At 71.1% G+C, this 25,390-nt stretch carries 19 protein-coding genes; 16 read left to right on the top strand and 3 right to left on the bottom strand.

Annotation, left to right across the window (positions count from 1 at the left end; translation table 11 throughout):
- The coding region (locus FV230_RS03280; protein WP_147841235.1) for an ABC transporter transmembrane domain-containing protein at positions 1-1,246 on the bottom strand (1,246 nt) is incomplete at its 3' end.
- 177 nt (positions 1,247-1,423) lie between these two features.
- On the opposite strand from FV230_RS03280, the gene FV230_RS03275 reads away from it, so the two are divergent.
- The 10 genes from FV230_RS03275 to FV230_RS03230 all read left to right on the top strand — a co-directional run bounded on the left by FV230_RS03275 (position 1,424) and on the right by FV230_RS03230 (position 14,764).
- Positions 1,424-2,728, top strand: coding sequence for a glycosyltransferase (locus FV230_RS03275; RefSeq protein ID WP_348642120.1), 1,305 nt, complete (start codon positions 1,424-1,426; stop codon positions 2,726-2,728).
- Complete coding sequence (locus FV230_RS03270; RefSeq protein WP_147841234.1) at positions 2,725-4,032, top strand: glycosyltransferase family 4 protein; 1,308 nt, start codon at positions 2,725-2,727, stop codon at positions 4,030-4,032. Before FV230_RS03275 ends, FV230_RS03270 begins: the two co-directional genes overlap by 4 nt.
- Positions 4,020-5,969 carry a glycosyltransferase gene (locus FV230_RS03265; RefSeq protein WP_147841233.1) on the top strand — a complete coding sequence of 650 codons (1,950 nt, stop codon included), beginning with the start codon at positions 4,020-4,022 and terminating at the stop codon, positions 5,967-5,969. The genes FV230_RS03270 and FV230_RS03265 overlap by 13 nt, the downstream gene beginning before the upstream one ends.
- Positions 5,966-7,807, top strand: coding sequence for an ABC transporter ATP-binding protein (locus FV230_RS03260; RefSeq protein ID WP_147841232.1), 1,842 nt, complete (start codon positions 5,966-5,968; stop codon positions 7,805-7,807). The genes FV230_RS03265 and FV230_RS03260 overlap by 4 nt, the downstream gene beginning before the upstream one ends.
- Positions 7,804-8,718: a hypothetical protein gene (locus FV230_RS03255; protein ID WP_147841231.1), complete on the top strand. Its 915-nt coding sequence runs from the start codon at positions 7,804-7,806 to the stop codon at positions 8,716-8,718. Before FV230_RS03260 ends, FV230_RS03255 begins: the two co-directional genes overlap by 4 nt.
- A gap of 134 nt (positions 8,719-8,852) precedes the next feature.
- Positions 8,853-10,712 carry an ABC transporter substrate-binding protein gene (locus tag FV230_RS03250; protein ID WP_246694709.1) on the top strand — a complete coding sequence of 620 codons (1,860 nt, stop codon included), beginning with the start codon at positions 8,853-8,855 and terminating at the stop codon, positions 10,710-10,712.
- Positions 10,709-11,725, top strand: coding sequence for an ABC transporter permease (locus FV230_RS03245; protein ID WP_147841230.1), 1,017 nt, complete (start codon positions 10,709-10,711; stop codon positions 11,723-11,725). Before FV230_RS03250 ends, FV230_RS03245 begins: the two co-directional genes overlap by 4 nt.
- A 2-nt stretch (positions 11,726-11,727) precedes the next feature.
- Positions 11,728-12,882, top strand: coding sequence for an ABC transporter permease (locus FV230_RS03240; protein WP_246694710.1), 1,155 nt, complete (start codon positions 11,728-11,730; stop codon positions 12,880-12,882).
- Between the two features lie 76 nt (positions 12,883-12,958).
- A complete protein-coding gene (locus FV230_RS03235; protein WP_147841228.1) occupies positions 12,959-14,101 on the top strand; it encodes a dimethylmenaquinone methyltransferase in 1,143 nt (380 codons plus the stop codon).
- A gap of 159 nt (positions 14,102-14,260) precedes the next feature.
- On the top strand, positions 14,261-14,764 hold the full coding sequence (locus FV230_RS03230; protein WP_147841227.1) for a MarR family transcriptional regulator: 504 nt from the start codon (positions 14,261-14,263) through the stop codon (positions 14,762-14,764).
- 114 nt (positions 14,765-14,878) lie between these two features.
- Here the strand turns inward: FV230_RS03230 and FV230_RS03225 are convergent, their stop codons facing one another.
- Complete coding sequence (locus tag FV230_RS03225; RefSeq protein WP_147725000.1) at positions 14,879-15,241, bottom strand: c-type cytochrome; 363 nt, start codon at positions 15,239-15,241, stop codon at positions 14,879-14,881.
- 306 nt (positions 15,242-15,547) lie between these two features.
- On the opposite strand from FV230_RS03225, the gene FV230_RS03220 reads away from it, so the two are divergent.
- Together FV230_RS03220 and FV230_RS03215 are read left to right on the top strand one after the other, a co-directional pair.
- Positions 15,548-16,981 (top strand): FAD-linked oxidase C-terminal domain-containing protein, encoded by a 1,434-nt coding sequence (locus FV230_RS03220; protein WP_147841226.1) that lies wholly within the window; start codon positions 15,548-15,550, stop codon positions 16,979-16,981.
- Positions 16,982-17,207: 226 nt separating this feature from the next.
- Positions 17,208-19,916, top strand: coding sequence for a PAS domain-containing sensor histidine kinase (locus FV230_RS03215; protein ID WP_147841238.1), 2,709 nt, complete (start codon positions 17,208-17,210; stop codon positions 19,914-19,916).
- Between the two features lie 23 nt (positions 19,917-19,939).
- On the opposite strand, the gene FV230_RS03210 is transcribed toward FV230_RS03215, so the two are convergent.
- A complete protein-coding gene (locus FV230_RS03210; protein WP_147725005.1) occupies positions 19,940-21,346 on the bottom strand; it encodes a TAXI family TRAP transporter solute-binding subunit in 1,407 nt (468 codons plus the stop codon).
- 107 nt (positions 21,347-21,453) lie between these two features.
- Here FV230_RS03210 and FV230_RS03205 point away from each other — a divergent pair, with 107 nt between their 5' ends.
- The 4 genes from FV230_RS03205 (at position 21,454) to FV230_RS03190 (ending at position 25,375) form a co-directional block, all read left to right on the top strand.
- On the top strand, positions 21,454-22,044 hold the full coding sequence (locus tag FV230_RS03205) for a RecX family transcriptional regulator (RefSeq protein WP_243984810.1): 591 nt from the start codon (positions 21,454-21,456) through the stop codon (positions 22,042-22,044).
- A 95-nt stretch (positions 22,045-22,139) separates the two neighbouring features.
- On the top strand, positions 22,140-22,571 hold the full coding sequence (locus tag FV230_RS03200; RefSeq protein ID WP_147841224.1) for an OsmC family protein: 432 nt from the start codon (positions 22,140-22,142) through the stop codon (positions 22,569-22,571).
- Between the two features lie 112 nt (positions 22,572-22,683).
- On the top strand, positions 22,684-23,895 hold the full coding sequence (locus FV230_RS03195; RefSeq protein WP_147725011.1) for a putative DNA modification/repair radical SAM protein: 1,212 nt from the start codon (positions 22,684-22,686) through the stop codon (positions 23,893-23,895).
- Between the two features lie 64 nt (positions 23,896-23,959).
- Positions 23,960-25,375 (top strand): UdgX family uracil-DNA binding protein, encoded by a 1,416-nt coding sequence (locus tag FV230_RS03190; RefSeq protein ID WP_147841223.1) that lies wholly within the window; start codon positions 23,960-23,962, stop codon positions 25,373-25,375.
- Positions 25,376-25,390 lie beyond the last annotated feature (15 nt).

The following is a 25,390-nucleotide window of genomic DNA, read 5'->3' as shown; positions in this document are numbered from 1 at the left end:
CCACGTGGCCGAGGCCGCCCGCGGGGGCGAGGATCGCGGCCTGCACCGGCATCGGCAGGCTGACGGCCCCGAGCTCGAGCGCCGGGCCGCCGAGGGGATCCTTGAGGCTGACGCCGTCCAGCTCGAGCGGGCCGCCGAGGGGCCGGACCAGGCCCTGGCCCTCCGGCTCGGACGGCCGCAGCCGGTGCGGCGCGAAGTGGGCGGCGACGGTCTCGTACTTCACCTCGACGTCGAGGCGCTGCTGGTCCCAGTCGATCAGCTCCTTGAGCGGCGGCGGCAGGTCGCGATAGGCGGCCAGCACGGCAACGAGCTGGCCGATGTCGAGCTCGCCGCGCAGCGCGAACAGGCCGCCGATCGCGTAGAAGAGGAAGGGCGTCACCTGCGCGAGCAGGTTGTTCAGGTACTTCACCAGGAACTTGCGCCGGTAGATCCGCAGGCGCAGGTCGTAGAGGCTGAACAGCCGGCCGCCGATCTCGGCACGCTCCCAACGCCCGGTGTCGTTGACGGTGACCGCCTCGAGCCCGTCCAGCACCTCGCCGACTCGGCCGGCGAAGCTCCGCGACGCGATCTGGCGCTTCCGGCTCAAGCGGATGATCTCGCGGCGCAGGCGCGGGATCACAACGATTTGCACGAGGACGATCGAGCCGGCGACGAGCCCGAGCCACAGGTTCTGCATCAGGATGAAGATCAGCGCGGTCGCCGCCTGCGTGCCGAGGAAGCACGGCACCACGATCGCGTCGCCGATGAATGCGCCGATCGGCTCGACCTCGTCGCGGATGATGGTCGCCGTCTCCGACGACTTCACCTCGCGCGTCGTGTCCGGGGTGAAGCGGAGCATCAGCGAGAACAGCTCGAAGCGCAGGCGCCGCAGCATGCGCTCGCCGAGCACGCCCTTGCTGAGGTTGATCCAGAACTTGAACGCGCCGTTGATCAGCACGAGGGTCAGGAACAGCCCGGAGAGTCCGAACAGCAGCCCGGTGCGGTCGACCTCGAAGCCCGAGAACAGCACCTCCTGCTCGCCGCCGAGCCAGCCGGGCCAGTGGATGATGAGATCGAGGAAGTCGACGGTCTCGCGCCCGCCCTTGAACGCCTTGCCGGAGATGGCGTCGTTGACGATGCGCTTGGGCAGGTCGAGCGAGGCGAAATAGAACGGCAGCGATGCGAGCACGACGGCGCAGATCGCGAACTGGTCGCGCTTCGAATGTCGCCAGATATAGCCGAACAGCGTCGGCTCCAGATCCCGCATCGCCCGTCCCCGGCCCCCGTTCCGGCTCCCATACCCTCTCGCGAGCCCGCGCGTCACACGCATGTCATCGTGCAACGAAAAGGCGAAGCCCGAGCGTGCGCGGACTCACAGCCTCGGGCCTCCGTCACTCCGGAATGCGGTGTCGCCCCACGCGAGGCATTGTCACGGCGGCCCGGCTTGTGCGACCGCAGACCGGCTGCGACGCTGCACCTGCATGCGCTGCGCGTGCTGGGGCGCGGATGGCGGCGGCGCGAGGGGGCGTTCGAGGATGAGACCGTGATGCGCCCGAGCCGCGTCCTGATCTACAGCCACGACACGTTCGGGCTCGGGCACCTGCGCCGCTCGCGCACCATCGCGAACGCGCTGGCCGGCAACGGCGAGGTCGAGGCGATGATCGTCTCCGGCTCGACGGTGGTCGCCCGCTTCGCCTTCGCCCGCGGCGTCTCCTCCGTGCGCGTGCCCGGCGTGACCAAGCGCGCCGACGGCAGCTATGCCGGGCTCGACCCGCAGGCGTCGCTGCAGGAGACGGTCGCCCGGCGCGCCGACATCGTCCTGCGCACCGCCCGCGACTTCCGGCCGAACCTCGTGATCGTCGACAAGGAGCCGACGGGCTTCCACGGCGAGATGCTGCCGACGCTGGAGCACCTGCGCGCCCGCGGCTGCCGTGTGGTGCTGGGCCTGCGCGACGTCCTCGACGACCCCGACCGCCTCGTGCCGGAATGGGAGCGCAAGGGCGCTTCGGAGGCGGTCCGCCGGTTCTACGACGAGATCTGGATCTACGGCCTCGCGCGCATCCACCGGCCGCTGGCCGCGCTTCCCGTGGGTGCGGAATTCTCGGACCGGACGACCTATACCGGCTATCTCCACCGCGCCGCGCCGCGCCCCCGACCGGACCGGGCCGAGCCCGGCGTCGCGGCCGAGCCGTTCATCCTGGTCACCCCCGGCGGCGGCGGCGACGGCGACGGGCTGATCGACTGGGTGATCTCGGCCTACGAGGCCGATCCCGCGATCCCGCTTCCCGCGCTGATCGCCTTCGGACCCTTCCTCGCCTCGAAGAGCCGGGCGGCGTTCCTGGGCCGGATCGCGCGGCTGCCAGGCCGGCTCTCCGCGATCACCTTCGACAGCGAGATCGAGCTTCTGATGGAGAAGGCGTCGGGCGTCGTGGCGATGGGCGGCTACAACACGTTCTGCGAGATCCTGTCCTTCGACAAGCGGGCGGTGCTGGTGCCGCGCACCACGCCGCGGCGCGAGCAGGAGATCCGCGCGGTGGCCGCCGAAGGCCTCGGCCTCGCCCGCACCGTGCTGGAGGCGGACGGGCGCGACCCCATGCGCATGGCGGCGGCGCTCCGGGCCCTGCCGGACCAGGCGCCTCCGTCGCGCGCGCGGATCCCCGACCTGCTCGGCGGCCTCGACCGGATCGCCGAGCGCGTCCGCGTGCTGAACGCTGGCGCACCCGTCCTCGCCCTCGGTGACAGGCCGTGAGCGAGGCGCGCATCGCGATCGTGCTGAAGGGCTATCCGCGATTGTCGGAGACCTTCATCGCGCAGGAGATCCTGGCGCTCGAGGGCCGCGGCCTCGCACTGGCGATCTGGTCGCTGCGCCGCCCGACCGACGCGAGCCGCCATCCGATGCACGACGCGATCGCGGCGCCGGTGGCCTACCTCCCCGAATACCTGCACGAGGCGCCCCTGCGGGTGCTGCGCGGGCTGGCCTGGGGCCTCCGCCGCCGGCGCTTCGTCGCGCTGGCCCGGCAATTCGCCACGGACCTTCTCCACGACCCGACTGCTTCGCGCATCCGCCGCCTCGGGCAGGCTCTGGTGCTGGCGCGGGAGCTGCCCGAGGCGGTCCGGCACCTGCACGCGCATTTCCTCCACACGCCGGCCAGCGTCGCGCGCTACGCCGCGCTCCTGACGGAGCGAAGCTGGAGCTTTTCCGCGCACGCCAAGGACATCTGGACGACGCCGGACCGCGAGCTGTCCGACAAGCTCTCCGACGCGGCCTGGGGGGTGACCTGCACCCGCGACGGCCTCGGCCGCCTGCGGGCGGTGTCGGCGGGTCGGGCGGCAGCGGAAGCCGGCTCCGTCGCGCTGGCCTATCACGGCCTCGATCTCGCCCGCTTTCCGGCGCCGCCCCTCCGACCGCCGCGCGACGGCACAGATGCGCAGGATCCGATTTGGATCCTCAGCGTCGGCCGGCTCGTCGCCAAGAAGGGGCACGACGACCTGATCGACGCGCTGGCGGCCCTGCCGCCGGACCTGCATTGGCGCCTCGACCTGATCGGCGGCGGCGAGCTTCGGGAGGACCTGAAAGCCCGCGTCGCGGAGCGCGGGCTCGGCGGCCGCGTCGCGTTCCGGGGCGCCCTGGCCCAGCCGGCGGTGATCGCGGCGATGCGGGCGGCCGACCTTTTCGTGCTGCCGACCAAGCCTGCGCCGTCCGGCGACCGCGACGGCCTGCCCAACGTGCTGATGGAGGCCGCCTCGCAGGGGCTGCCGATCCTCGCGACCGCCTTCGCGGGCACGCCGGAATTCGTCACCGACGGCGTCGAGGGATGCCTGGTCGCGCAGAGCGATCCCGCGGCGTTGTCCGCGGCGATCCTGCGGCTCGCCGGCGATCCGGTGCGGCGCCGGAGCTTCGCGGACGCCGCCCGCGCGCGCCTGCTGCGGGATTTCTCGCTCGATGCCGGCATCGACCTGATCGGCGGGCGGCTCGCCGCCTCGGCGGGAATCGCGCCGCCGCGTCCCGCATCGGTGCCCGAGCGAGCGGAGGCCTGCGCATGCGGGTGCTGATCGCGGTCACGCATCTCCTCGGCGCCGGTCACTTGACCCGCGCCGCCGCGATCGGCCGCGCCTTCGCCGCCTCGGGCCATGCGGTGACCCTGGTCTCGGGCGGCGGCCCTGCGCCGATGGTGCGGCTCGACGGCCTGCGCCTCGTGCAACTGCCGCCGCTGCACATCGTCGGCACCGCCTTCGCGCGGCTTCTTGGCGCGGACGGGCACACGGCCGGCGCCGACCTGCTCGCGGCACGCCGGGCGCTGCTTCGGCAGGCGCTGGCCCAGACGGCTCCGGACGTGGTGATCACCGAGCTATTCCCGTTCGGCCGCCGAGCGCTCGAAGCCGAATTCCTCGACCTCGTCGAGGCGGCATCCGAGCGGCGCCCGCGACCGCTGATCCTCGCCTCGATCCGCGATGTGCTCGTCGCGCCGGAGAAGCCGCGGAAGATCCGCATCGCGCATGCGCGCGTGGCCGAGATCTACGACGCGGTGCTGGTGCACGGCGACCCCGATCTCGTCGCCCTCGACGCCTCCTGGCCGGTGGACGAGGATCTGCGCGCCAAGCTGCGATACACCGGCTACGTCGACGAGGACGCGGCGGCGTTCGAGGATGCGGGTGCCCGCGCGGGCGTCCTAGTCTCGGCCGGGTCGAGCGCGGCCGGGCTCGGCCTCTGCCGCGCCGCCGCGGACGCGGCACGGCGGAGGCCGGACCTCGGCTGGCGCATCCTTGCCGGCCACGGCATCGCGCAGGCCGAGATCGATGCCATGCGCGCGAGGCTGGCCGACGGCGTCCTGACGCGGGCGCAGCCGAATTATCGCGCGCTTCTGGCGCGGGCTGCGGTGTCGGTGAGCGCCTGCGGCTACAACACCGCGGTGGATCTCCTCGCCACCCGGACGCCCGCCGTGCTGGTGCCGTTCGCGGCAGGCGCCGAGACCGAGCAGAGCCTGCGTGCCCAGCACCTCGCCGCCCGCGGCCTGGCCCGGATCGTGCCCGAGGACGCACTTTCCGCGGCGACGCTGCTCGACGCCATCGCGTCTGCAGCCGGAGCGCCGATCCCGGCAGACCACGGCATCGCGCTCGACGGCGCACGGCGCACGGTCGCCATCGTCGAAACGCTCCTCGCCGCGAAGAAACGGAGCGCCCGTGCGGAGAAGACCCCGCTCGACCGCCTGCGCGCCGTCCTCGACGAGTCCGGCGCGCGCGGCCGCCGCGTGCCGATCTGGTGGCGGGACGACGATGCCGTCGCCGCGACGCCCGCCCTGGACCGCCTGCTCGACCTCTCGGACACCTTCGCGTCCCCGCTGCTCGTCGCGGCGATCCCGGCAGGCATCGAGCCGTCCCTCGGCGAGCGTCTCGCCGACGCGCCACGCGTCAGCCTCGCCGTGCACGGGCTGGCCCACACCGATCACGCCGCACCCGGCAGCAAACCGTCGGAGTTCGGCGCCGACCGGCCCCTGCCGCTCGCGATCGCGGACGCGGCGGAGGGCCTGCGCGTCGCCCGCGGGCGGCTTCCGGCGGACCGGCTCCTGCCGGTGTTCGTGCCGCCGTGGAACCGCCTCGCCCCCGAAATCGCCGCCGCCCTTCCGGCGCTGGGCTATCGCGGGCTGTCGTCGGTGCCCGGAGCGGCGGTGCCCGGCCTGATGCGGGCCGACGTCGCAATCGACCCGATCGACTGGCGCGGCACGCGCTCGCTCGTCGATCCCGCACGGCTGATCGACACCCTGTGCCGGACCATCGCGGAGGAAAACGATCGGCCGGTCGGGCTGCTCACCCACCACCTCGCCCACGACGAAGCGATCTGGAACTTCCTCGGCGCCCTGTTCGCGATCCTGTTCCGGCATCCGGCGGTGACGCTCTGCGACCCGCGGCATCTGTTCCGGCCGCCGGCGGTGGACGGGGCGGTTCCGGCGTGGTGGACTTGCCCGGCCGACGCGCCTGCGAGGATCGCTTGAGCCCGCTCCTGTCCATCCAGAACCTGCAGGTCGATTTCGGCGGACACGGTGCGCCGTTCCGCGCCCTGCACGGCCTGTCGCTCGACGTGATGCGCGGGCGGACCCTGGCGCTCGTCGGCGAATCCGGCTCGGGCAAGTCGGTGACCGCACAGGCGATCCTGCGCATCCTGCCCCGGGTGGCCACGATCAGCGCCGGCCGCATCCTGTTCGACACCGGCCGCGGGGCGACCGACATCGCGGCGCTGCCCCCCGACGGCCCGGCGATGCGCGCGATCCGCGGTGCCGGCATCGCGATGATCTTCCAGGAGCCGATGACCTGCCTGTCGCCGCTCCACACCATCGGCGACCAGGTCGGCGAGGCGCTGCGCATCCATGGCAACGCCACCCGGGCCGAGGCCGACGCGCAGGCCAGGGACGCCTTCGCCCGCGTCGGCTTCCCCGATCCGGCGCGGGCGCTGCACACCTATCCGTTCGAGCTCTCCGGCGGCCTGCGCCAGCGGGCGATGATCGCGATGGCGCTGATCCTCAAGCCCGCCCTGCTCGTCGCCGACGAGCCGACGACGGCCCTCGACGTGACGACCCAGGCCCAGATCCTCGCGCTGCTGACCCGGCTGCAGGACGAGACCGGCATGGCGATCCTGCTGATCACCCACGACCTCGGCGTCGTCGCCAACGTCGCCCACGACGTGGCGGTGCTCTATCGCGGCCGCCTCGTCGAGTCCGGCCCGCGCGGCGCGGTCATGCGCGACCCCGGCCACCCCTACCTCAAGGCGCTGCTCCACGCCGTGCCGCGCTTCGACATGGCGCCGGGCGAGCGCTTGACGCCGATCCGCCCGGCCAAGGCGGTGATCCCGCCGGCACGCAGGCCGGCGGCGATCGACGGGCCGATCCTGCGCATCGAAGGGGTCTCGAAGATCTTCACCCTGCGCTTGGGGCGGTTCGGCGGGCCGCCGCGGGTCGTGCGGGCGGTCTCCGACGTGTCGCTCGACCTCGTGCCCGGCAGGACGCTCGGGCTCGTCGGCGAATCCGGATCGGGCAAGACCACCGTTTCGAAGATGGTGATGCGCGCGCTCGCCCCCGACGCCGGCCGCGTGCTGTTCGACGACGGCACCGGCCCGCGCGACGTCCACGCCCTCGCCGGCGCCGACCTGTTCGCCTACCGCCGCGCCGTGCAGTTTGTGTTCCAGGACCCCTACGCCTCGCTCGATCCGCGGATGACCGTGCGCCAGATCCTCACCGAGCCGATGGAGATCCACGGGATCGGCGGGCGCGAGCGCCGGGCTCGGGCCGAGGCGCTGATGGCGATGGTCGGCCTCGAAGCCGGCGCGCTCGGGCGCTATCCGCACGCCTTCTCCGGCGGCCAGCGCCAGCGCATCGGCATCGCCCGGGCGCTCGCCCTCGATCCGAAGGTGCTGGTGCTCGACGAGCCCGTCTCGGCGCTCGACGTCTCGGTGCAGGCCCAGATCCTGAACCTGCTGAAGGACTTGCAGGCCGCGCTCGGCCTGACCTACCTCATCGTCTCTCACAACCTCGCGGTGATCGACTACATGGCGGATACCATCGCGGTGATGTGCCGGGGGCGAATCGTGGGGCAGGCCCCGAAGGCCGCCCTGTTCCGCAACCCGGTCCATCCCTATACCCGCGCGCTGCTCGCCGCGGTGCCCGACCCGAGCCTCGACCACCCGCTCGATTTCTCGGCGGTCACCGGCGACCATTCCGACCCGGGCCGCTGGCCGGAGCCCTACCGGCTGGCGCCCGACGAGGCCGGCCATATGGTCGAGATCGAACCGGGCTACCACGTCCGCCACGGCGCGGCCGATGCGCGGCGGGCCGCATGAGCACGCCCCGCCCCTCCCGCACGCTGGAACGGCTCCGCCGCCGCGTGCTCGCGCCGTTCTTCGACCGGCTCGGCTACGACCTTGTGCCCGCCGCCCCCGACTGGTCGCACCGCCCGACCTCGCCGCGCGAGGTCGACCAGTTGCTCGGCTCCGCGGCCGACAGCCTGCAGCGCGACCTCGCCGCGTCGGGCATCGCGACCGGCCTCGACGTGCCCGCGGCGGTGCGGCGGTTCTGGACGCTGATCCCGACGGCGCCGGTGCGCCAGCGCCGCGGCGGCAGCGGATTCAACGGCGCGCTCCAGCTCTACGTGGCGATGCGCGCGCTGGCGCCGTCCACGGTCATCGAGTCCGGGGTCTTCCGCGGGCTCACCACCTGGGTGATCCGGCAGGCCTGCCCGGACGCGACGATCCATTGCCACGATCCGGACCTGTCGAACCTGCATTATCGCGACCCGGGAGCGCATTACAGCACCGCCGACTGGTCGACGGCCGACTGGTCGCAGCTCGATGCGGCGACGACGGTCGCGTTCTTCGACGACCACGTCTCGCAGGGGCGGCGGGTGATCGAGGCGAGGCGCCTGGGCCTCACCCGCCTTCTGTTCGACGACGACGCCGCCGGCCATCGCATCCATGCCCATGGCGGCCCGGCGCATCCAACCATCGCGATGATCGAGACCTTGCGTGACGAGGCTGGGCGCGACGAGGCTCGGCGCGTCACACCCGAGCCGATCCGCTGGCAGCGCAACGGCCGCAGCTTCGAGCAGCCGGCCGACGACCCGCTCGCCCGCGAGGCCGCAGCCGGCGTCGCCTACGCGCACGCCTTCGACGACCTGCACCGCGCCACCGGCTACTCGCCGGCCCGGCTGACCTACGTGGCGCTGCATCCGCCGAAGCGAGGAATAGCCGCTTGATCGGGCTTCGGAACGACGAAAGCGCGGGCTCCCCCTCCCCCCCTGCTGCGCAAGGTACCCTTTCCCGCAAGGGGGGGAGGGAGACGCGCGCCGAGGCGGCGCGCACATCGGATGCCGGGATTTCGCGCCGTGCATTGTTGATCGGCGTCGCGACTGCCTCGACGGTTTTCGCCGCTGCGCGTTTCGCCCGCGCGGATACCCCTCGGACAGGGCCGCCCGAAACCCCGCTCGTCGTCGATCCCGCCGCCGCCGCGCGCAAGCTCGGCACCAGCGGCGGGACGATCCGCACCCTGATCGCCAAGGCGCGGGACGTGCGCTACCTCTCGGTCTACGGATACACCCGCCTCGTCGGCTACGATGCGGACCTCGTGTTGAAGCCCGACGTGCTGGCGGCTGTCGCGGTCGAGGGCGGCCGCTTCACCTTCACCCTGCGCAAGGGCCATCGCTGGTCCGACGGCGAGCCCTTCACCACGGAGGATTTCCGCTACTACTGGGAGGACGTCGCCAACGACAGGGATCTGAGCCCCGGCGGCCCGCCCGATTTCCTGCTGGTCGACGGCAAGCCGCCGACCGTCGAGATCGTCGATCCGATCACCGTGCGCTTCACCTGGGATCGGCCGAACCCGCGCTTCCTGCCGGCCCTCGCCGCGCCGCGCGACCCGCTGATCTACCGCCCGGCGCATTACTTGAGGCCGGTTCATCCGCGATACGTCGGGCGCGAGAAGGCCGAGGCCGCGGCCAAGGCGCAGAAGCTCCGCGGCTGGGCGGCGCTGCACAACCGGATGGACGACAACTACGAGCTGAACAATCCCGACGCCCCGACCCTGCAGGGGTGGCGGCCCCGCACCCGCGCGCCGGCGACGCGCTTCGTGTTCGAGCGCAACCCCTACTACCACCGCGTCGACACGGCCGGCACGCAGCTCCCCTATCTCGACCGCATCGTCATGGACGTCGCCTCGAGCGGGCTGCTCGTCGCCAAGACAAACGCCGGCGAGGCCGACCTGATGTTCCGCGGCCTGACGATGGCCGACATCCCGAGCCTCAAGGAGGGCGAGCGCGCGCACGGCTACCGCACCAACCTGTGGCCGCTCGCGCGCGGCTCCGAGATCGCGCTCTACCCGAACCTGACGACCCTCGATCCCGGCTGGCGCGCCCTCAACCGCGACGTGCGCTGGCGCCACGCGCTGTCGCTCGCCATCGATCGCCGCACCCTCAACAACACCCTGCTGTTCGGCCTCGGCACCGAGGGCAACGACACGCTGATCCCCGAGAGCCCGCTCTACGCGCCCGAGATGCGCACGCTGCATGCGGGCTACGATCCGGCGGCGGCCGAAAGACTGCTCGACGCCGCCGGCCTCGACCAGCGCGACCCCTCCGGCATCCGCCTGATGCCGGACGGCCGGCTGCTCGAGCTCGTCGTCGAGAGCGACGGCGAGGTCTCCATGGTCCTCGACGGGCTGCTGCTGATCGGCGAGTTCTGGCGCGAGGTCGGGATCAAGCTCGTGGTCAAGCCGCAGGAGCGCACGAACCTGCGCCGTCGCTCGGTGGCCGGGATGACGGTGATGGTGGCGGCGCAGGGGCTCGACCTCGCGGTGCCGACGGCGATCATGCCGCCGACCGAGCTGAGCCCGGCGCAGAGCGACCATTATTCCTGGCCGCGCTGGAGCCTTCACGTCGAGACGCACGGGGCGAGCGGCGAGGCGTGCGACGTCGAGGCCGTCCGCCGCCTGATCGACCTCGACCGCCAGTGGCGCGACACCGACGACGCGGGCAGGCAGGCGGCGATCTGGCGCGAGATGCTGATGAACCACGCCGAGAACACCTGGGTCATCGGCACGGTCGGGGGCGCGCTGCAGCCGGTGGTCGCGGCAAGCCATCTCGCCAACCTGCCGGCCAAGGCGCTGTACGCTTTCGAGCCGACGGCGATGATCGGCGTCCAGCGCCTCGACGAGATGTTCTGGGACCGCCCGGCCGAACGCCAGGCCCAGCTATGACGATCGCCGTGCTGCGCCGCGTCCTCACCATGGCGGTGACGCTGCTGGTGATCTCCGCCCTCGTCTTCGCAATCATCAAGCTGCCGCCGGGCGACTTCCTGACGAACCGGATCATGGAGCTGCGCTCCATGGGCGAGGCGGCGTCCGTCGCCAAGGCCGAGCTGCTGATCCGGCAATACGGCCTCGACCGGCCGGTCTACGAGCAGTACCTGATCTGGATCGGGCTGATGCCCGGCCCGGCGGGCTTCTCCGGGCTGCTGCAGGGCGATTGGGGCTGGTCGTTCGAGTACGATCGCCCCGTTTCCGAGGTGGTGGGCGATGCGCTCTGGCTGACGCTGGTGGTCAACCTCGCGGCCCTGGTCTTCGTCCATCTCGTCGCGATCCCGATCGCGATCTACTCGGCGACGCATCGCCATACCGCGGGCGACGCGGTCGTCACCGTGCTCGGCTATGTCGGCCTCGCCGTGCCCGGGTTCATGCTGGCCCTGATCCTGCTGTTCTACGCCAACATCTGGTTCGGCCTGTCGATCGGCGGCCTCTACGACGCATCCTTCACCGGCAAGCCCTGGGACTGGCCGAAGGTCCAGTCGCTGCTGGCCCACCTCGCGGTGCCGACGCTCGTGATCGGGCTCGGCGGCACGGCGGCGATGATCCGGCGGATGCGGGCGAACCTGCTCGACGAGCTCGCGAAGCCCTACACCGTGACCGCGCGGGCCAAGGGCCTGCCGCCGCTGCGGGCGCTGCTCAAGTATCCGTTCCGGATGTCGCTGAACCCGTTCGTCGCCGACATCGGCAACCTGCTGCCGCACCTCGTCTCCGGATCGGTGCTCGTCTCGCTGGTGCTGAGCCTGCCGACCGTCGGCCCGCTGCTGCTCGACGCGCTGAAGAGCCAGGACCAGTTCATGGCCGGCTTCATCCTGATGTTCGTCGCGCTGCTGACGCTCGTCGGCATGCTGATCTCGGACCTCGTCCTGGTCTGGCTCGATCCGCGCATCCGCATGGGGGCACGCTGATGGTGCCCGAGACGGCACCCGTGGCACCTCACTTCGTCGACCCGGCGCCGTTCGATCCGGAGGCCGGCGGCGGGCGTGATTCCGGCACGGCCTACGCCTCGGCTTGGCGGCTGATCTTCCGGAAGTTCCTCGGCCACCGCATCGCCGTCGCCTCGGCGCTCGTGCTCCTGGCACTCTACGCCGCCGTGCCCTTCGTCGAGTTCCTGGCCCCCTACGAGCAGGCGAGGCGCAACGGCGACTACCTGTTCGCGCCGCCGCAAGCGGTGCACCTGTTCCACGAGGGGCGGTTCGTCGGGCCGTTCGTCTATCCGTACCGGGCCGAGCTCGACATGGAGACCTTCCGCCGCGGCTACGTCACCGACGCCGTCACGCCGCAGCCGCTGCGCTTCTTCTGCCGCGGCGACGCCTACGCTCATCTCTGGCTCGGCCGGGGCGACCGGCACCTCGTCTGCCCGTCCGAGGGCGGGACGCTCTATCTGCTGGGCACCGACCGGCTCGGCCGCGACCTGCTCTCGCGCATGATCTACGGCGCGCGGGTCTCGCTGGTGATCGGCCTCGTCGGCGTCGCGATCTCGTTCGCGCTCGGGCTCCTGCTCGGCGGCATCGCCGGCTACTTCGGCGGCTTCGTCGACGCGGCGGTGCAGCGGCTGATCGAGGTGGTGCGCTCGCTGCCCGAGCTCCCGCTCTGGCTCGCCCTGTCGGCGGCGCTGCCGCCGAGCTGGAGCCCGCTCTGGGTGTTCTTCGGCATCACCATCATCCTCGGGCTGCTCGATTGGCCGGGCCTCGCGCGCGCCGTGCGCGGCAAGCTGCTGGCGCTGCGCGAGGAGGATTTCGTGCAGGCGGCGGAGCTGATGGGCGCCTCGCCCGCCCGCGTCATCGGCCGGCACCTGATCCCGAACTTCATGAGCCACCTGATCGCCTCGGCGACGCTCTCGATCCCGACGATGATCCTGGGCGAGACTGCCTTGTCGTTCCTCGGCCTCGGCCTTCGGCCGCCGGTGACGAGCTGGGGCGTGCTGCTCAACGACGCCCAGAACCTCTCGGCGGTGCAGCTCTACCCCTGGCTGCTGCTGCCGGTGGTGCCCGTGCTGGTGACGGTGCTGGCGTTCAACTTCCTGGGCGACGGGCTTCGGGACGCCGCCGACCCGTATCATTGAGGCACGCCTCGGCAGGGCTCGCCCCGGGCCGCGCCGTGCCGCATAAGGCGGCGAGATCGCTCCCGAGGACCGCCCCGTGACCGTCACCCAGATCACCCATCACGACCTCGACGGCTACGGCGCCGTGGCGATCGTCGGCAACCACGTCGACGTCGCGCGGATCGTCCACGTGCCGCGCTACTCCGATGTCGGCCCGGTGGTCGAGGAGGAGCTGAAGCGCCTGTCGAAGGCGGAAGCCTCCGAGACGCTGATCATGACCGATCTCGGGCTCGAGCCGGTGGCGGTGAAGTTCCTCAAGAGCTTCGTCGCGATGAACCGCAAGCGGGGCGAGGATGCCCGCCACCGCCTGATCGTCCTCGACCATCACGCCTCGTCGATCGACCAGCTGCGCCAGCACGGGGTCGAGCCGGTGGACGAAGCGGCCTCGCCGAAGCGCTTCGAGCTGGACGACCCGGACGTCGTCGTCCTGATCGACGAGACCTGCTGCGCCACGCGGATGGCGCACGCCAACCGCAGCCTCTACGCGACGCGCGAGGGCGAGGATCTTAACGCCCTGGTCGAGGCGGTGGACGCCCTCGACCTGTGGAAGAAGGAGCGCCCGACCTTCGCCGGCGGGCTGATGCTCGACGAGGTGTTCTGGGACAACGTCGGCAACCTCGTGCCGGTCGGCCACCCCTGGCACGACCGCTTCGTCGTGGCGCTGCTCCGCGCGGTCTCGGGGCTGATCGACGAAGGCCTGGCGCCCGCCGAGATCGAGACCCGGGTCGCCGCGCTGCGCCGGCAGGTCCTCGATCGGCTCCTCGATGGGGAGGACGACGACGACCGCAACCTGACCACGCGGATGCGGATCGCCCGCGTGCTCGCGCGCTCGGACGTGCTGTTCCGCCCCCTCTCGGACGGGACCCTGCTCTCGTTCGGCCTCGATTCGGGCACCTTCCAGCGCGTCTCGGACCTGATCATGGATCGCGGCGGCGCCAAGCGGGTGTGCAACGTCCAGCGCACGGGCTCCCTGTCGTTCCGCTCGAACGACGAGACCGCCCTGGATGCCGCGCGCAAGTTCCGCGGCGGCGGCCACAAGGACGCCGCCGGCGGCAAGCTGCCCGCCGGCTCGGCCTTCTCGCTCGCCGACGCGATCGCCCAGGTCGAGCCGATTCTCAATCCGCCGCCGCCGGATCGCTCGGGCAGCCCCTTCGCTGCGCTGAAGGATTGGAAAGGGTAGTCCGTCTCGAAAAGCCGCAGGATGATCGCGTAGATTGTGCAATCGCTCCGTGCTGGCTAAGATATTGCCCGACCGAGATACTGCGTCAGATCTGTGCCTACGCCTGACCGAATTCGTGCTGGGATTTGACCAGCGTCGTCAACCGGAGTCGAAAAGCCCATGTCCGTTCGGCAAGGCTCGCAGCGGCGAGCGCCGAGGAAGCCCGCAATCGTCCCGGAGGCGTCCGCGGACTCGCAGCGCCTCGACAACCAGCTCTGCTTCGCCGTCTACGCCGCGGCGCATGCCTTCGGCCGCGCCTATCGCACGCTGCTGGGCCAGCACGACCTCACCTACCCGCAATACCTCGTGCTTCTCGTCCTGTGGGAGGAGGAAGGGTTGTCGGTAAAGGAGATCGGGACGCGGCTGTTCCTCGATTCCGGGACGCTCACGCCGTTGCTGAAGCGGCTCGAGGCGTCGGGCCGGGTCCGGCGCGCCCGCGACCGTGCGGACGAGCGCCAGGTCAGCATCTTCCTGACCGATTCCGGCCGGGCCCTGCGCAAGCCGCTGGCCTGCATTCCCGATCAGGCCGGCGGCATGACCGGCCTTGACGTCGCGGGGCGCCGCGCCCTGCTCGACCATCTCGTCACCCTCCGCACCGGCCTGCACGACGGCACCGACGCCTGATCGGGCCGGCAATGTCGACTCCTGCGAAACTCGGCGACCGCAAAGAAAAAAAGCCGTCCCCGCGTGAGCGGGAACGGCCCTCGGCCTGACCTGAATGGCCGGGTCGTCGATCGCTCAGGTCTTGGACTTGAGGTAGGCGATGATGTCCTCGACCTTCTTCTCGTCCTTGATGCCCGGGAAGACCATCTTGGTGCCGGGGACCTTCTTCTTCGGGTCGACCAGCCACTCCTTGAGATTCGCCTCGTCCCAGGTGATGCCCGAGTTCTTCAGCGCCGCGGAGAAGGCGTAGCCGTCGCGGCCCTCGCCGGCCTTCTCGCCGACGATGCCCTTGAGGTTCGGGCCGACGCCGTTCTTCTCGAAGTTGTGGCAGGACTTGCAGGGTGCGAACGCCTTCTCGCCGGCGGCCGCATCGCCTTCCGCCTGAGCGGCGATCGGCAAGAGCAGGGCAAGGGCGGCGCCGAGGATGACATGACGCATCGGGATTTCCTCCATTATGACGGCTATGGCCGTCAGGCTTATGGCAGAGCTTGGTCGATTGGAACAGGTCGAAGGTGCAAACGCCGTTCACGCCGATGTGCCGGTGCGACTAAACGTTGCAGTAGCCTCTCAGTCGCCTTTGAGCCGCCCCTTCGCCCGACGGTGCGGACCCGCCGGGAGTGCGATAGACTGATCTCCAAACGGTCCCCGCACCGCCGCGGAACCCGTCTAGGCCCACGCTCCTGAGCGGCGGCTGAAGGGCCTGAGGCGGTGACGATCGGATCGACGAAATCCGGAGGTTTCGCCATGTCCATCCGCTTCCCCGAGCCCGATGCCGGCGTCGTCGCCCGCCGCGACGCGATCGTCGCCGGCCTGCGGCCGCTGGTCGGCCCCGAGGCCCTGGTGACCACGGAGGACGAGCGCCGCGCCTTCGAGACCGACGGGCTCACCGCCTACCGCAAGATGCCGCTGGCGGTGGTCCTGCCTTCGACCACCGCCGAGGTCTCCGCGGTGATGGCCTATTGCCACGCCCACGGCGTCCGCGTGGTGCCGCGCGGCGCCGGCACGTCGCTGGCCGGCGGCGCCATCGCGCAGGAGGATGCGATCATCCTCGGCGTGGGGAAGATGACCCAGGTGCTCGCCCTCGATTTCGAGAACCGCATCGCCCGCGTCCAGAGCGGGATCACCAACCTGGCGATCTCGGGCGCGGTCGGCCACGAGGGCTTCTTCTACGCGCCCGACCCGTCGAGCCAGCTTGCCTGCACCATCGCCGGCAACATCGCGATGAATTCCGGCGGGGCGCACTGCCTCAAGTACGGCGTCACCACCAACAACCTGATGGGCGTGACGCTGGTGATGAACGACGGCACCGTGGTCGAGATCGGCGGCGACCATCTCGATGCCGGCGGCTACGACCTGCTCGGGCTGATCTGCGGCTCGGAGGGGCAGCTCGGCATCGTCACCGAGGCGACCGTCCGGATCCTGCGCGCGGCCGAGGGCGCGCGCCCGGCGCTCGTCGGCTTCTCGTCGGTCGAGGATGCCGGCGCCTGCACCGCGGCGATCATCGCCGCCGGCATCATCCCGGTTGCGATCGAGTACATGGACCGCGAGGCGATCCTGATCACCGAGGATTTCGCGCAGGCCGGCTACCCGCGCGACGCCGAGGCGATGCTGATCATCGAGGTCGAGGGCTCGGACACCGAGTGCGAGGCGATGCTCGCCCGCATCGCGGCGATCGCGCAGGATTTCCGCCCGACGAGCATCCGGGTCTCGAAGTCGGAGGCCGAATCCGCCGCGATCTGGAAGGGCCGCAAGTCGGCCTTCGGCGCCACGGGGCGCATCTCCGACTACATCTGCATGGACGGCACGATCCCGACCGGGCAGCTGTCCGTGGTGCTGGAGCGCATCGGCGCGATCTGCAAGGCGCAGGGGCTTCGCGTCGCCAACGTGTTCCATGCCGGCGACGGCAACCTGCACCCGCTGATCCTGTTCGACATCAACAAGCCCGGCGAGCTGCAGAAGGCCGAGACCGCGGGCGACGAGATCCTCAAGCTCTGCGTCGAGGTCGGCGGATGCCTTACCGGCGAGCACGGCGTCGGCATCGAGAAACGCGAGCTGATGCGCTTCCAGTACACGCAGGCCGACCTGGAGCAGCAGATGCGGGTGCGCAACGTCTTCGACCCGCACTGGCTGATGAACCCGGCGAAGGTCTTCCCGCTCGAAGGGCGGGTCGCCGCCTGAGAGCAGGACCCGCCGGACCCGCGTTGACACCCATCGGACTTGCCGACATCCCTCCTGCGATGTTCCGGACCGACGTTTCGACAGCCACCGCCCGCCAGGAACGCCGCCTCGGCCGACGTCCGGATCGCGACCGGACCGTGCCGAGACCGACCCGGTGACGATCGGCATCGAGGACCCGAAGTTCCGCTTCCTCGCCGAGGGCGGCGAGACCGGCCGCGAGATCCTGATGAAGGATTGGTCCGGCTCGGTGCTCGGCCCGCTGGCGGAATGGCCGGTGGCGCTCCGCACCACGCTCGCGACGATACTCGCCTGCCCGGTGCCGATGTTCCTGGCCTGGGGGCCGGACCTCGTCAGCTTCTTCAACGACGCCTATCGCGAGGTGCTGGGCGATCGCGTCTCCCGTGCGCTCGGCGTGCGGTTTCCGGAGCTGTGGGCGGACCTGTGGCCGGAGATCGGGCCGCTCTGCGCCCGGGCGCTCGCGGGCGAAGGCGTGTCGGTGCGCGACCTGCCGCTGACGATACACCGCCGCGGGCAGCCCGAGCGGACCTGGTGGACCTTCTCGTACTCGCCGGTCCACGACGACGACGGCGCGGTCGCAGGCATGATCTGCATCACGCGGGAGACCACGGCGCAGATCCTGGCGGAAAAGGACCGCGAGGACAGCCGCAGCCGGCTCGACCTCGCGCTCTCGGCCGGCGACGGCATCGGCACCTGGGACTGGGACGTCGCGGCCGACCGCGTCACCGCGGATGCCCGCTTCGCCCGCCTCTACGGCGTCGATCCCGACCGGGCCGTTGCCGGCGCGCCGATCGCCGAGTTCTTCGGCGGCATCCATCCTGACGACCTGCCCGCCGTGCAGGAGCGGATCGCGGCGGCGATGCGGACGGGCGGCGACTTCGCGGCCGAGTACCGGCTCGTCCAGCCGGACGGCGTGCGCTGGGTCGCGGCGCAAGGGCAGTGCGTGCTCGATGCGGACGGCCGCCCCGTTCAGTTCCCGGGCGTGAGCTTCGACATCACCGAGCGTCGCGACGCCGAGGACGCGGTCCGCGCGGCTGCGCGCGAGCTTCGCCTGGTGGCCGACGCGCTCCCGAGCCTGATCGCCTTCATCGATCCGACGCTGACCTACCGCTTCGCGAACGCCGCCTACGAGACGTGGTTCTCGCGCCCGCTTTCCGAAGTGATCGGCCGTACCGTCCGCGACCTCGTGGACGAGGACGGCTTCGCGCGGCGTAGGCCGGCCTTCGCCGCGGCGCTCGGCGGGGAGGATGTCCGCTTCGAGATGGAGTGGCCGCATCCCGACGGGCGCGAGCGCGTCGCGGACATCCGCTACATCCCGCGGCGGGATGGCGACGGCGCCGTCGACGGCTTCTACGCCTTCGTGCAGGACATCACCGACCGGACGCGGATCGAGGCCGCGCTGACGCGGGAGGTCGAATCGCGCACCCGCGAGCGCAACCGGCTCTGGGAGACCACGACCGACCTGATGGGTACGGCCGGGCTCGACGGCTACCTCAAGGCGGTCAACCCGGCCTGGACGCGGGTGCTCGGCTGGAGCCGCGAGGAACTCCTCGGCGAGCCGTTCGCGACGATCATCGACACCGCCGACCATGCCGAGACCGCCGAGGTCGTCGCGCAGCTCGCCCGCGGCGAGACCGTCGACGGCTTCGTCGACCACGTCATCCGGAAGGACGGCGAACGCCTCACCATCTCCTGGAACGCGGTGCCGGAAGGCGACCTGTTCTACATCGTCGGCCGCGACATCACCGAGCAGCGTGCGGTCGAGGGGCTGCTGCGCCAGGCGCAGAAGATGGAGGCGGTCGGACAGCTCACCGGCGGCATCGCCCACGACTTCAACAACCTGCTCACCGGCATCGTCGGCTCGCTCGACCTGATGCAGACCCGGATCAAGCAGGGCCGGACCGAGCAGATCGAGAAGTACGCCACCGCGGCTTTGTCCTCGGCCAACCGCGCCGCCGCGTTGACCCACCGCCTGCTGGCCTTCGCCCGCCGCCAGCCGCTGGAGCCGAAGCCCACCGACGCCAACGGCCTGATCGCCGGCATGGAGGACATGCTGCGTCGGACGCTGACGGAGCAGGTCAACCTGGAGATCGTCACCGCCGGCGGCCTGTGGCTCACGCTCTGCGACCCGCACCAGCTCGAGAACGCGCTGCTCAACCTCGCGATCAACGCCCGCGACGCGATGCCGGACGGCGGCCGCCTCGTGATCGAGACTTGCAACACCCACCTCGATCGGGCCTACGCGCGGCTGCATCCGGAGGTGGAACCGGGCCAGTACATCTGCGTCTGCGTGACCGACACCGGCACCGGCATGAGCGCGGACGTGGCCGCCAAGGCCTTCGACCCGTTCTTCACCACGAAGCCGCTGGGCCAGGGTACCGGCCTCGGCCTGTCGATGATCTACGGCTTCGCCAAGCAATCGGAGGGGCACGCCAAGATCTACTCGGAGCTGGGATCGGGCACGACGATCAAGATCTACCTGCCGCGCTACCGCGGCGAGGCGGCGGCCGAGGGCACCGGTCCCGGGATCGCCACGGCCCTGCGCGCCGAGCGCGGCGAGACGGTGCTCGTCGTCGAGGACGACCCGGTGGTGCGCGATCTCATCGTCGAGGTGCTGGGCGAGCTCGGCTACCACGCCCTCGAGGCCGCCGACGGGCCGGCCGGCCTGCGCATCGCGGAGTCGCGCGCGCGGATCGACCTGATGGTCAGCGACGTCGGCCTGCCCGGCCTCAACGGACGCCAGCTCGCCGACCGCGCCCGGCTGGTGCGGCCCGGGCTGAAGATCCTCTTCATCACCGGCTATGCCGAGAACGCGATCTTCGGCAACGGCGGCCTCGACCCGGGCATGCAGATGATCACCAAGCCGTTCCCGGTCGAGGTGCTGGCCAGCCGCATCCGCGAGATCATCGAGGGATAGGGCACACCGCGTCCCGGGCTCGCCTATTCGGCGGCCGAGAGGTTGAGGGCGAGCGACCGGGCGGCCCGCGTGCGGCCGCCAGGGCGATGCTCGGCCCCGGCGGAAAGCCCGCGTCGGCCGTCGTTGATCGCCGCGTGGACCCCGTCCACCGCCAGAATCAGGGCGCTGACCGTGCGCGCGTCGATCGAGCGCTCGCGGGCGTAGCGCACCACGTCGGCGACGAGATCGTCCACCTCGATCGCCAGGGCGTCGAGTTCGGCCATCGTCGGCGCGGCGCGGACCTCGCGCATCACGTCGAGCAGGCGGTCGAGCACGATGTCGACCCGCTCGCGCCGCTTGCGGGCGAGGCGCTGGCCGAGCCAGGCGACGGCGGAGCCGATCGTGCCGCCGAAGAAGGCGAGCAGGTAGATGTAGTCCTCGTAGCGGTCGAGGAACGTCTGCTGCTCGCGCTCGAAGTAGTCCACCGCACCGGGGTGGTTGGGCAGGCGCGCCGAGGTGGCGGCGACCGTGGTGTCGAAGTCGGGCGCCTTCATCAGCCTGACGATCGGCGCGGCCGCCGCGAGGCGCGAGCGCCACTCGAACAGGTGCTGCGTCGCGGAGGCGACGGCGACCCGGCTCACGGTGCCCCGTGCCATCAGGCGATACGAGGCACCGACGGTCTTGACCTCTTCGGCCGGACGCTTCGGGCGCCCGCCGAAGGTTCCGGCCGGGATCGTGACGGATTGCAGCTCGGGATAGCGCTGCAGGATCGCGTCGCCGTCGGGCACCGAGACGAGGCCGACCTTCTTGTCGGGAAGGCCGATCTCGACGGCGTGGACCATAGCGCCCGCGGCCTTGGAGGTCGGGCTGGCGATGATCGCCACCGCGTCGACCCGCTTCTCGGCGATCGCGGCGGTGACCTCGGATGGCTTGAGCGGAACCAGCACGACCTGCCCCGGCGGGGCTTCCTCGCCGTCCGGGATGTCGGCGGCGGCGGGGACGAAGTCGTAGAAGGTCAGCAGGTTGGTGATGAACGGAATATCGGCGCTGTGGCGCACGACGATGCCGAGGCGCCGGCGTGCAAGGTCGGGAAAATCATCGATCTCGCCGGCCTCCGAGGCGGCGACGATCAGGGCCTCGTCGTGCAGGATGGCGAGCGTCAGGCCGTTCTCGGGCAGCAGCACGTCCGGCCGCACCACCGCGAGGTCGGCCTTGTTGGCCTGGAGCGCGGCCGCGCTGTCGCGCACGTCGGCGTAGCGCACCACCTTCAGGCGTACGTCCTCGCGGGCGCGGGACAGGGCGTTGGCGTAGGCCTCCATCAGCGCGGCCTCGGGGCCGTCCTGCGGCCCGACCGCTACGGTCAGCGTGGTCGGACGGGACAGGTAGACCACCGCCGCCGCGGTGGCGGCGAGCCCGAGAGCGAGCAGCACGAGGAGCCACTCGCGTCTCAACAGGATGGCCGATGCTGCGGGGAGGAGACCATGACCGATGCTGCCGCGTTGCCTGGGTTCCATGGCTGATCCATGAAACCGAAACCTGTCCGGATCGTGAAGAACCCGTGAAACGCGCAACTGTTGCAGACTCCGGTGCGGCCCGCGCTGCAAGGCCCGCGCCGCCCGTCACGGCCGCCTATCTCGAGCGGGCGGCGTTGCACTACCTCGAGCGCTACAGCGCCTCGGTGGAGATGCTGCGCCGGACGCTGCGGCGGCGGGTCGAGAAGCGCGCCCGGGCCCGCGGCGAGGAGGCGAGCGCCTTCTTCGAGATGATCGAGGCGACGGTGGCGCGGGCGGTCTCCGCCGGGCTGGTCGACGACGCGCGCTTCGCGACTGCGCGGCTCGCGACGTTGCGCCGGCGCGGCACCTCTTCCCGCGGCGCCTCGGCCAAGCTGTCGGCCAAGGGCCTGTCGCGCGATGCGGTCGAGACCGCGATGGAGGCCGAGCGCGAGGCCGTGCCCGAGGCGGATTCGGCGGCGATCGAGGAGAAGGCCGCCTTCGCCTACGCCAAGCGGCGGCGGCTCGGGCCGTTCCGCCGCCCGGACATCCGCGCTCTCCACCGCGACCGGGATCTGGCGGCGCTGGCGCGGGCCGGCTTCGGCTACGATCTCGCGCGCCGCACCGTCGACGCCGAGGAGGTGCCCGACGGGGCCTGAGCCTGGAACTCGCCGGAGCCTGCGCCACTTGGCCGGTCATCGACGGTGACGTCGCGCACGGTCGTGCGCGCCACCGCGAACCCTGGAGAGCTTCGATGATCAACCGCAAGGCGCACGCTGTCTGGCAGGGCAATGGCAAGGACGGCAAGGGCACGATCACGACCCAGTCCGGCGTGCTCTCGCAGCAGCCCTACGGCTTCAACACGCGCTTCGAGGACAAGCCCGGGACCAATCCGGAAGAGCTGATCGCGGCGGCGCATTCCGGCTGCTTCACCATGGCGCTGGCGTTCCAGCTGCAGGAAGCCGGTCTGGCCGCGACCGAGATGACCACCGAGGCGGTCGTGACGCTCGAGAAGGACGGTGCCGGCTTCAAGGTGACGAAGTCCGCGCTGACGCTGACCGCGGCGATCCCGGGCATCGACAAGACCAAGTTCGACGCGCTGGCGCATGCCGCCGAGATCGGCTGCCCGATCTCGAAGGTTCTGGACTGCGAGATCACCCTGAAGGCCACCCTCAAGCAGGGCTGATCGGTCTTCAGAGCCGCGCCCCGCGAAAGGCAGGCGGGGTGCGGCATCGCCGCCCGGGGGCAACGCCGGCCGACGCCTTGTATTCACGCTCCCCGGGTTCATTGTTTGTTCGATGGATGAAACGCTCGCCAAGAAACTGCGCATCCTCGCCGATGCCGCCAAGTACGACGCCTCGTGCTCGTCGTCCGGCGCGCCGAAGCGCAAGGCCGGCAAGGACGAGCTCGGCTCGACCACCGGATCGGGGATCTGCCACGCCTACACTCCGGACGGGCGTTGCATCTCGCTGCTGAAGATCCTGCTGACGAACTACTGCCTGTTCGATTGCGCCTACTGCATCAATCGCCGCTCCTCGAACGTCGAGCGGGCGCGCTTCTCGGTGCAGGATGTCGTGACGCTGACGGTGGAGTTCTACAAGCGCAACTACATCGAAGGGTTGTTCCTCTCCTCCGGCATCATCAAGTCGCCCGACTACACGATGGAGCTGCTGACGCGGGTGGCGAAGTCGCTGCGGCGCGACCACGGGTTCCGCGGCTACATCCACCTCAAGTCGATTCCCGAGGCGAGCCCATGGCTGATCGAGGAAGCCGGCCTCTACGCCGACCGCCTCTCGATCAACGTCGAGCTGCCGACCGAGGCGAGCCTGCAGAAGCTCGCCCCCGAGAAGGACGGCGCGACGATCCTCGGGGCGATGGCGCAGGTGGCCGAGCGCATCGTCGAGGCCAAGGCCGAGCGGCGGCGCTTCTCGCCGGCCGGGCAGTCGACGCAGGTGATCGTCGGGGCCGACGCGACCACCGACGAGGCGCTGATCCGCAAGAGCGCGCATCTCTACGGCAGCGTCGGGCTCAAACGAGTGTACTACTCGGCCTTCAGCCCGATCCCGGAAGGCTCCGGCATCCTTCCGCTGAAGGCGCCGCCGCTCCAGCGCGAGCATCGGCTCTACCAGGCCGACTGGCTGATCCGGTACTACGACTTCTCCGCCGACGACGTCGCCGATGCGGCCGACGACGGGATGTTCTCCCTCGACATCGACCCGAAGCTCGCCTGGGCACTGAAGAACCGCCACCGCTTCCCCGTGGACGTGAACACCGGCGACCGCGAGATGCTGCTGCGCGTCCCCGGCCTCGGGGCGCGGGCGGTCGACAAGATCATCCGCGCGCGCCGCCACACGCGCCTGCGCCTCGACGACGTGGCGCGGCTGTCCTCGGCACTGAAGCGCGCCCGCCCGTTCCTGATCGCGGCCGACTACACGCCGGGTGGGCTCACCGATCGGCTCGATCTGCGCAGCCGTCTGGTGGAGCCGGCGCAGCAGCTGAGCCTGTTCTGATGGATGCGCGGCGACACTCCCCTCCCCCGCACAGGGGGGAGGGACAGACAGCGCGCATCGTACGATCCACCTGCGCCCCGGTGCCGATCTCGATGGCTTCCGCGCTGCCCTGTGCCGGCTGGTCGCCGACGGGGTTCCGCCCGATCGCGTCACGTGGTCGGCGGGCGATGCGCCCGGCTTGTTCGGCACGTCCGCCAGCGACGAGCCCGACGCGCCGCCGGTCGCGCTGCCGAAGCCCGTGGCTGGGCTGATCCCGATGGTGGTGCCCCACCGCGATCCCGAGCGCTACGCGCTGCTCCACACCCTGGTCTGGCGCGTGCTCCGCGGCGAGCGCCACCTGCCGGAGGTGGCGAGCGACCCGCTGGTTCACCGCCTCAACGGGATGTGCAAGGCGATCGCCCGCGACCTGCACAAGATGCACGCGTTCCTGCGCTTTCGCCGTATCGAAACCGATACGGGCGAACGCTTCGTCGCGTGGTTCGAGCCGGACAACCACATCCTTGAGGCGGCGGCTCCGTTCTTCGTCGACCGGTTCCGCGCCATGGACTGGACGATCCTGACGCCGGACGGCTCGGCGCATTGGGACCGCACGGCGCTGACCTTCGGACCGCCGGGCGACAAGGCGCAGCTGCCGGCGGGCGATGGATTCGAGGCCGGCTGGCGGGACTATTACGAGAGCACGTTCAACCCGGCCCGTACCAACCTCAAGGCGATGCGGGCGGAGATGCCGAAGAAGTACTGGCACAACATGCCGGAGACCGCCGCCATCCCCGGCCTCGTCCGCGCGGCCGCGACCCGAACCACGCAGATGATCGAAAGGGCCCCCCAGATGACGATCAAGCGCGATCCGGCCAAGGCGGTGGCGGCGATGTCCGACCAGGCGCCGAAGACCCTCGAGGCGCTGAACGCGATCATCAAGCGTTCCGAGCCGCTGGTGCCGGGCGCGACGCAGGCCGTGCTCGGCGAGGGCCGCATCGGCTCGACCATCGCCTTCGTCGGCGAGCAGCCGGGCGACCACGAGGACCGGCAGGGCCGCCCCTTCGTCGGGCCCGCCGGCCAGCTGCTGTCGCGGGCGATGGCGGAAGCGGGTCTCGACCGCGCGGCGAGCTACCTCACGAACGCCGTCAAGCACTTCAAGTTCGAGGAGCGCGGCAAGCGCCGCATCCACCAGAAGCCGACCGCGGGCGAGGTCAGCCACTACCGCTGGTGGCTCGATCGCGAGCTGGACTTCGTCGCCCCGAAGCTCGTCGTCGCGCTCGGCGCGACGGCTGTGCTGGCGCTGACGGGCAAGCAGATCCCGATCACCCGCGCCCGCGGCCCGTTCCGGTTCGAGCGCCTCGACGACCGCTTCCAGGGCTTCATCACCGTCCACCCCTCCTACCTGCTGCGCCTGCCGGACGAGGCGAAGGAGGAGGCCTACGCGACCTTCGTCGACGACCTGCGTCGGGTCGCGGAATTGGGGCGCGCGCTGGCGGCCTAGGACGACGCGGCCGGC

Source organism: Methylobacterium sp. WL6 (assembly GCF_008040095.1).
Taxonomy (GTDB): domain Bacteria; phylum Pseudomonadota; class Alphaproteobacteria; order Rhizobiales; family Beijerinckiaceae; genus Methylobacterium.
The sequence above is the reverse complement of the archived record's forward strand: the minus strand, read 5'-3'. Positions and strand labels throughout refer to the sequence as shown.

Bases quoted from the DNA above. Each gene is read 5' to 3' on its own strand.
- FV230_RS03225 (WP_147725000.1), bottom strand. From the start codon at position 15,241: ATGCGTCATGTCATCCTCGGCGCCGCCCTTGCCCTGCTCTTGCCGATC.
- FV230_RS03200 (WP_147841224.1), top strand. From the start codon at position 22,140: ATGATCAACCGCAAGGCGCACGCTGTCTGGCAGGGCAATGGCAAGGAC.
- FV230_RS03220 (WP_147841226.1), top strand. From the start codon at position 15,548: ATGTCCATCCGCTTCCCCGAGCCCGATGCCGGCGTCGTCGCCCGCCGC.
- FV230_RS03215 (WP_147841238.1), top strand. From the start codon at position 17,208: ATGAAGGATTGGTCCGGCTCGGTGCTCGGCCCGCTGGCGGAATGGCCG.
- FV230_RS03245 (WP_147841230.1), top strand. From the start codon at position 10,709: ATGACGATCGCCGTGCTGCGCCGCGTCCTCACCATGGCGGTGACGCTG.
- FV230_RS03265 (WP_147841233.1), top strand. From the start codon at position 4,020: ATGCGGGTGCTGATCGCGGTCACGCATCTCCTCGGCGCCGGTCACTTG.
- FV230_RS03230 (WP_147841227.1), top strand. From the start codon at position 14,261: ATGTCCGTTCGGCAAGGCTCGCAGCGGCGAGCGCCGAGGAAGCCCGCA.
- FV230_RS03255 (WP_147841231.1), top strand. From the start codon at position 7,804: ATGAGCACGCCCCGCCCCTCCCGCACGCTGGAACGGCTCCGCCGCCGC.
- FV230_RS03195 (WP_147725011.1), top strand. From the start codon at position 22,684: ATGGATGAAACGCTCGCCAAGAAACTGCGCATCCTCGCCGATGCCGCC.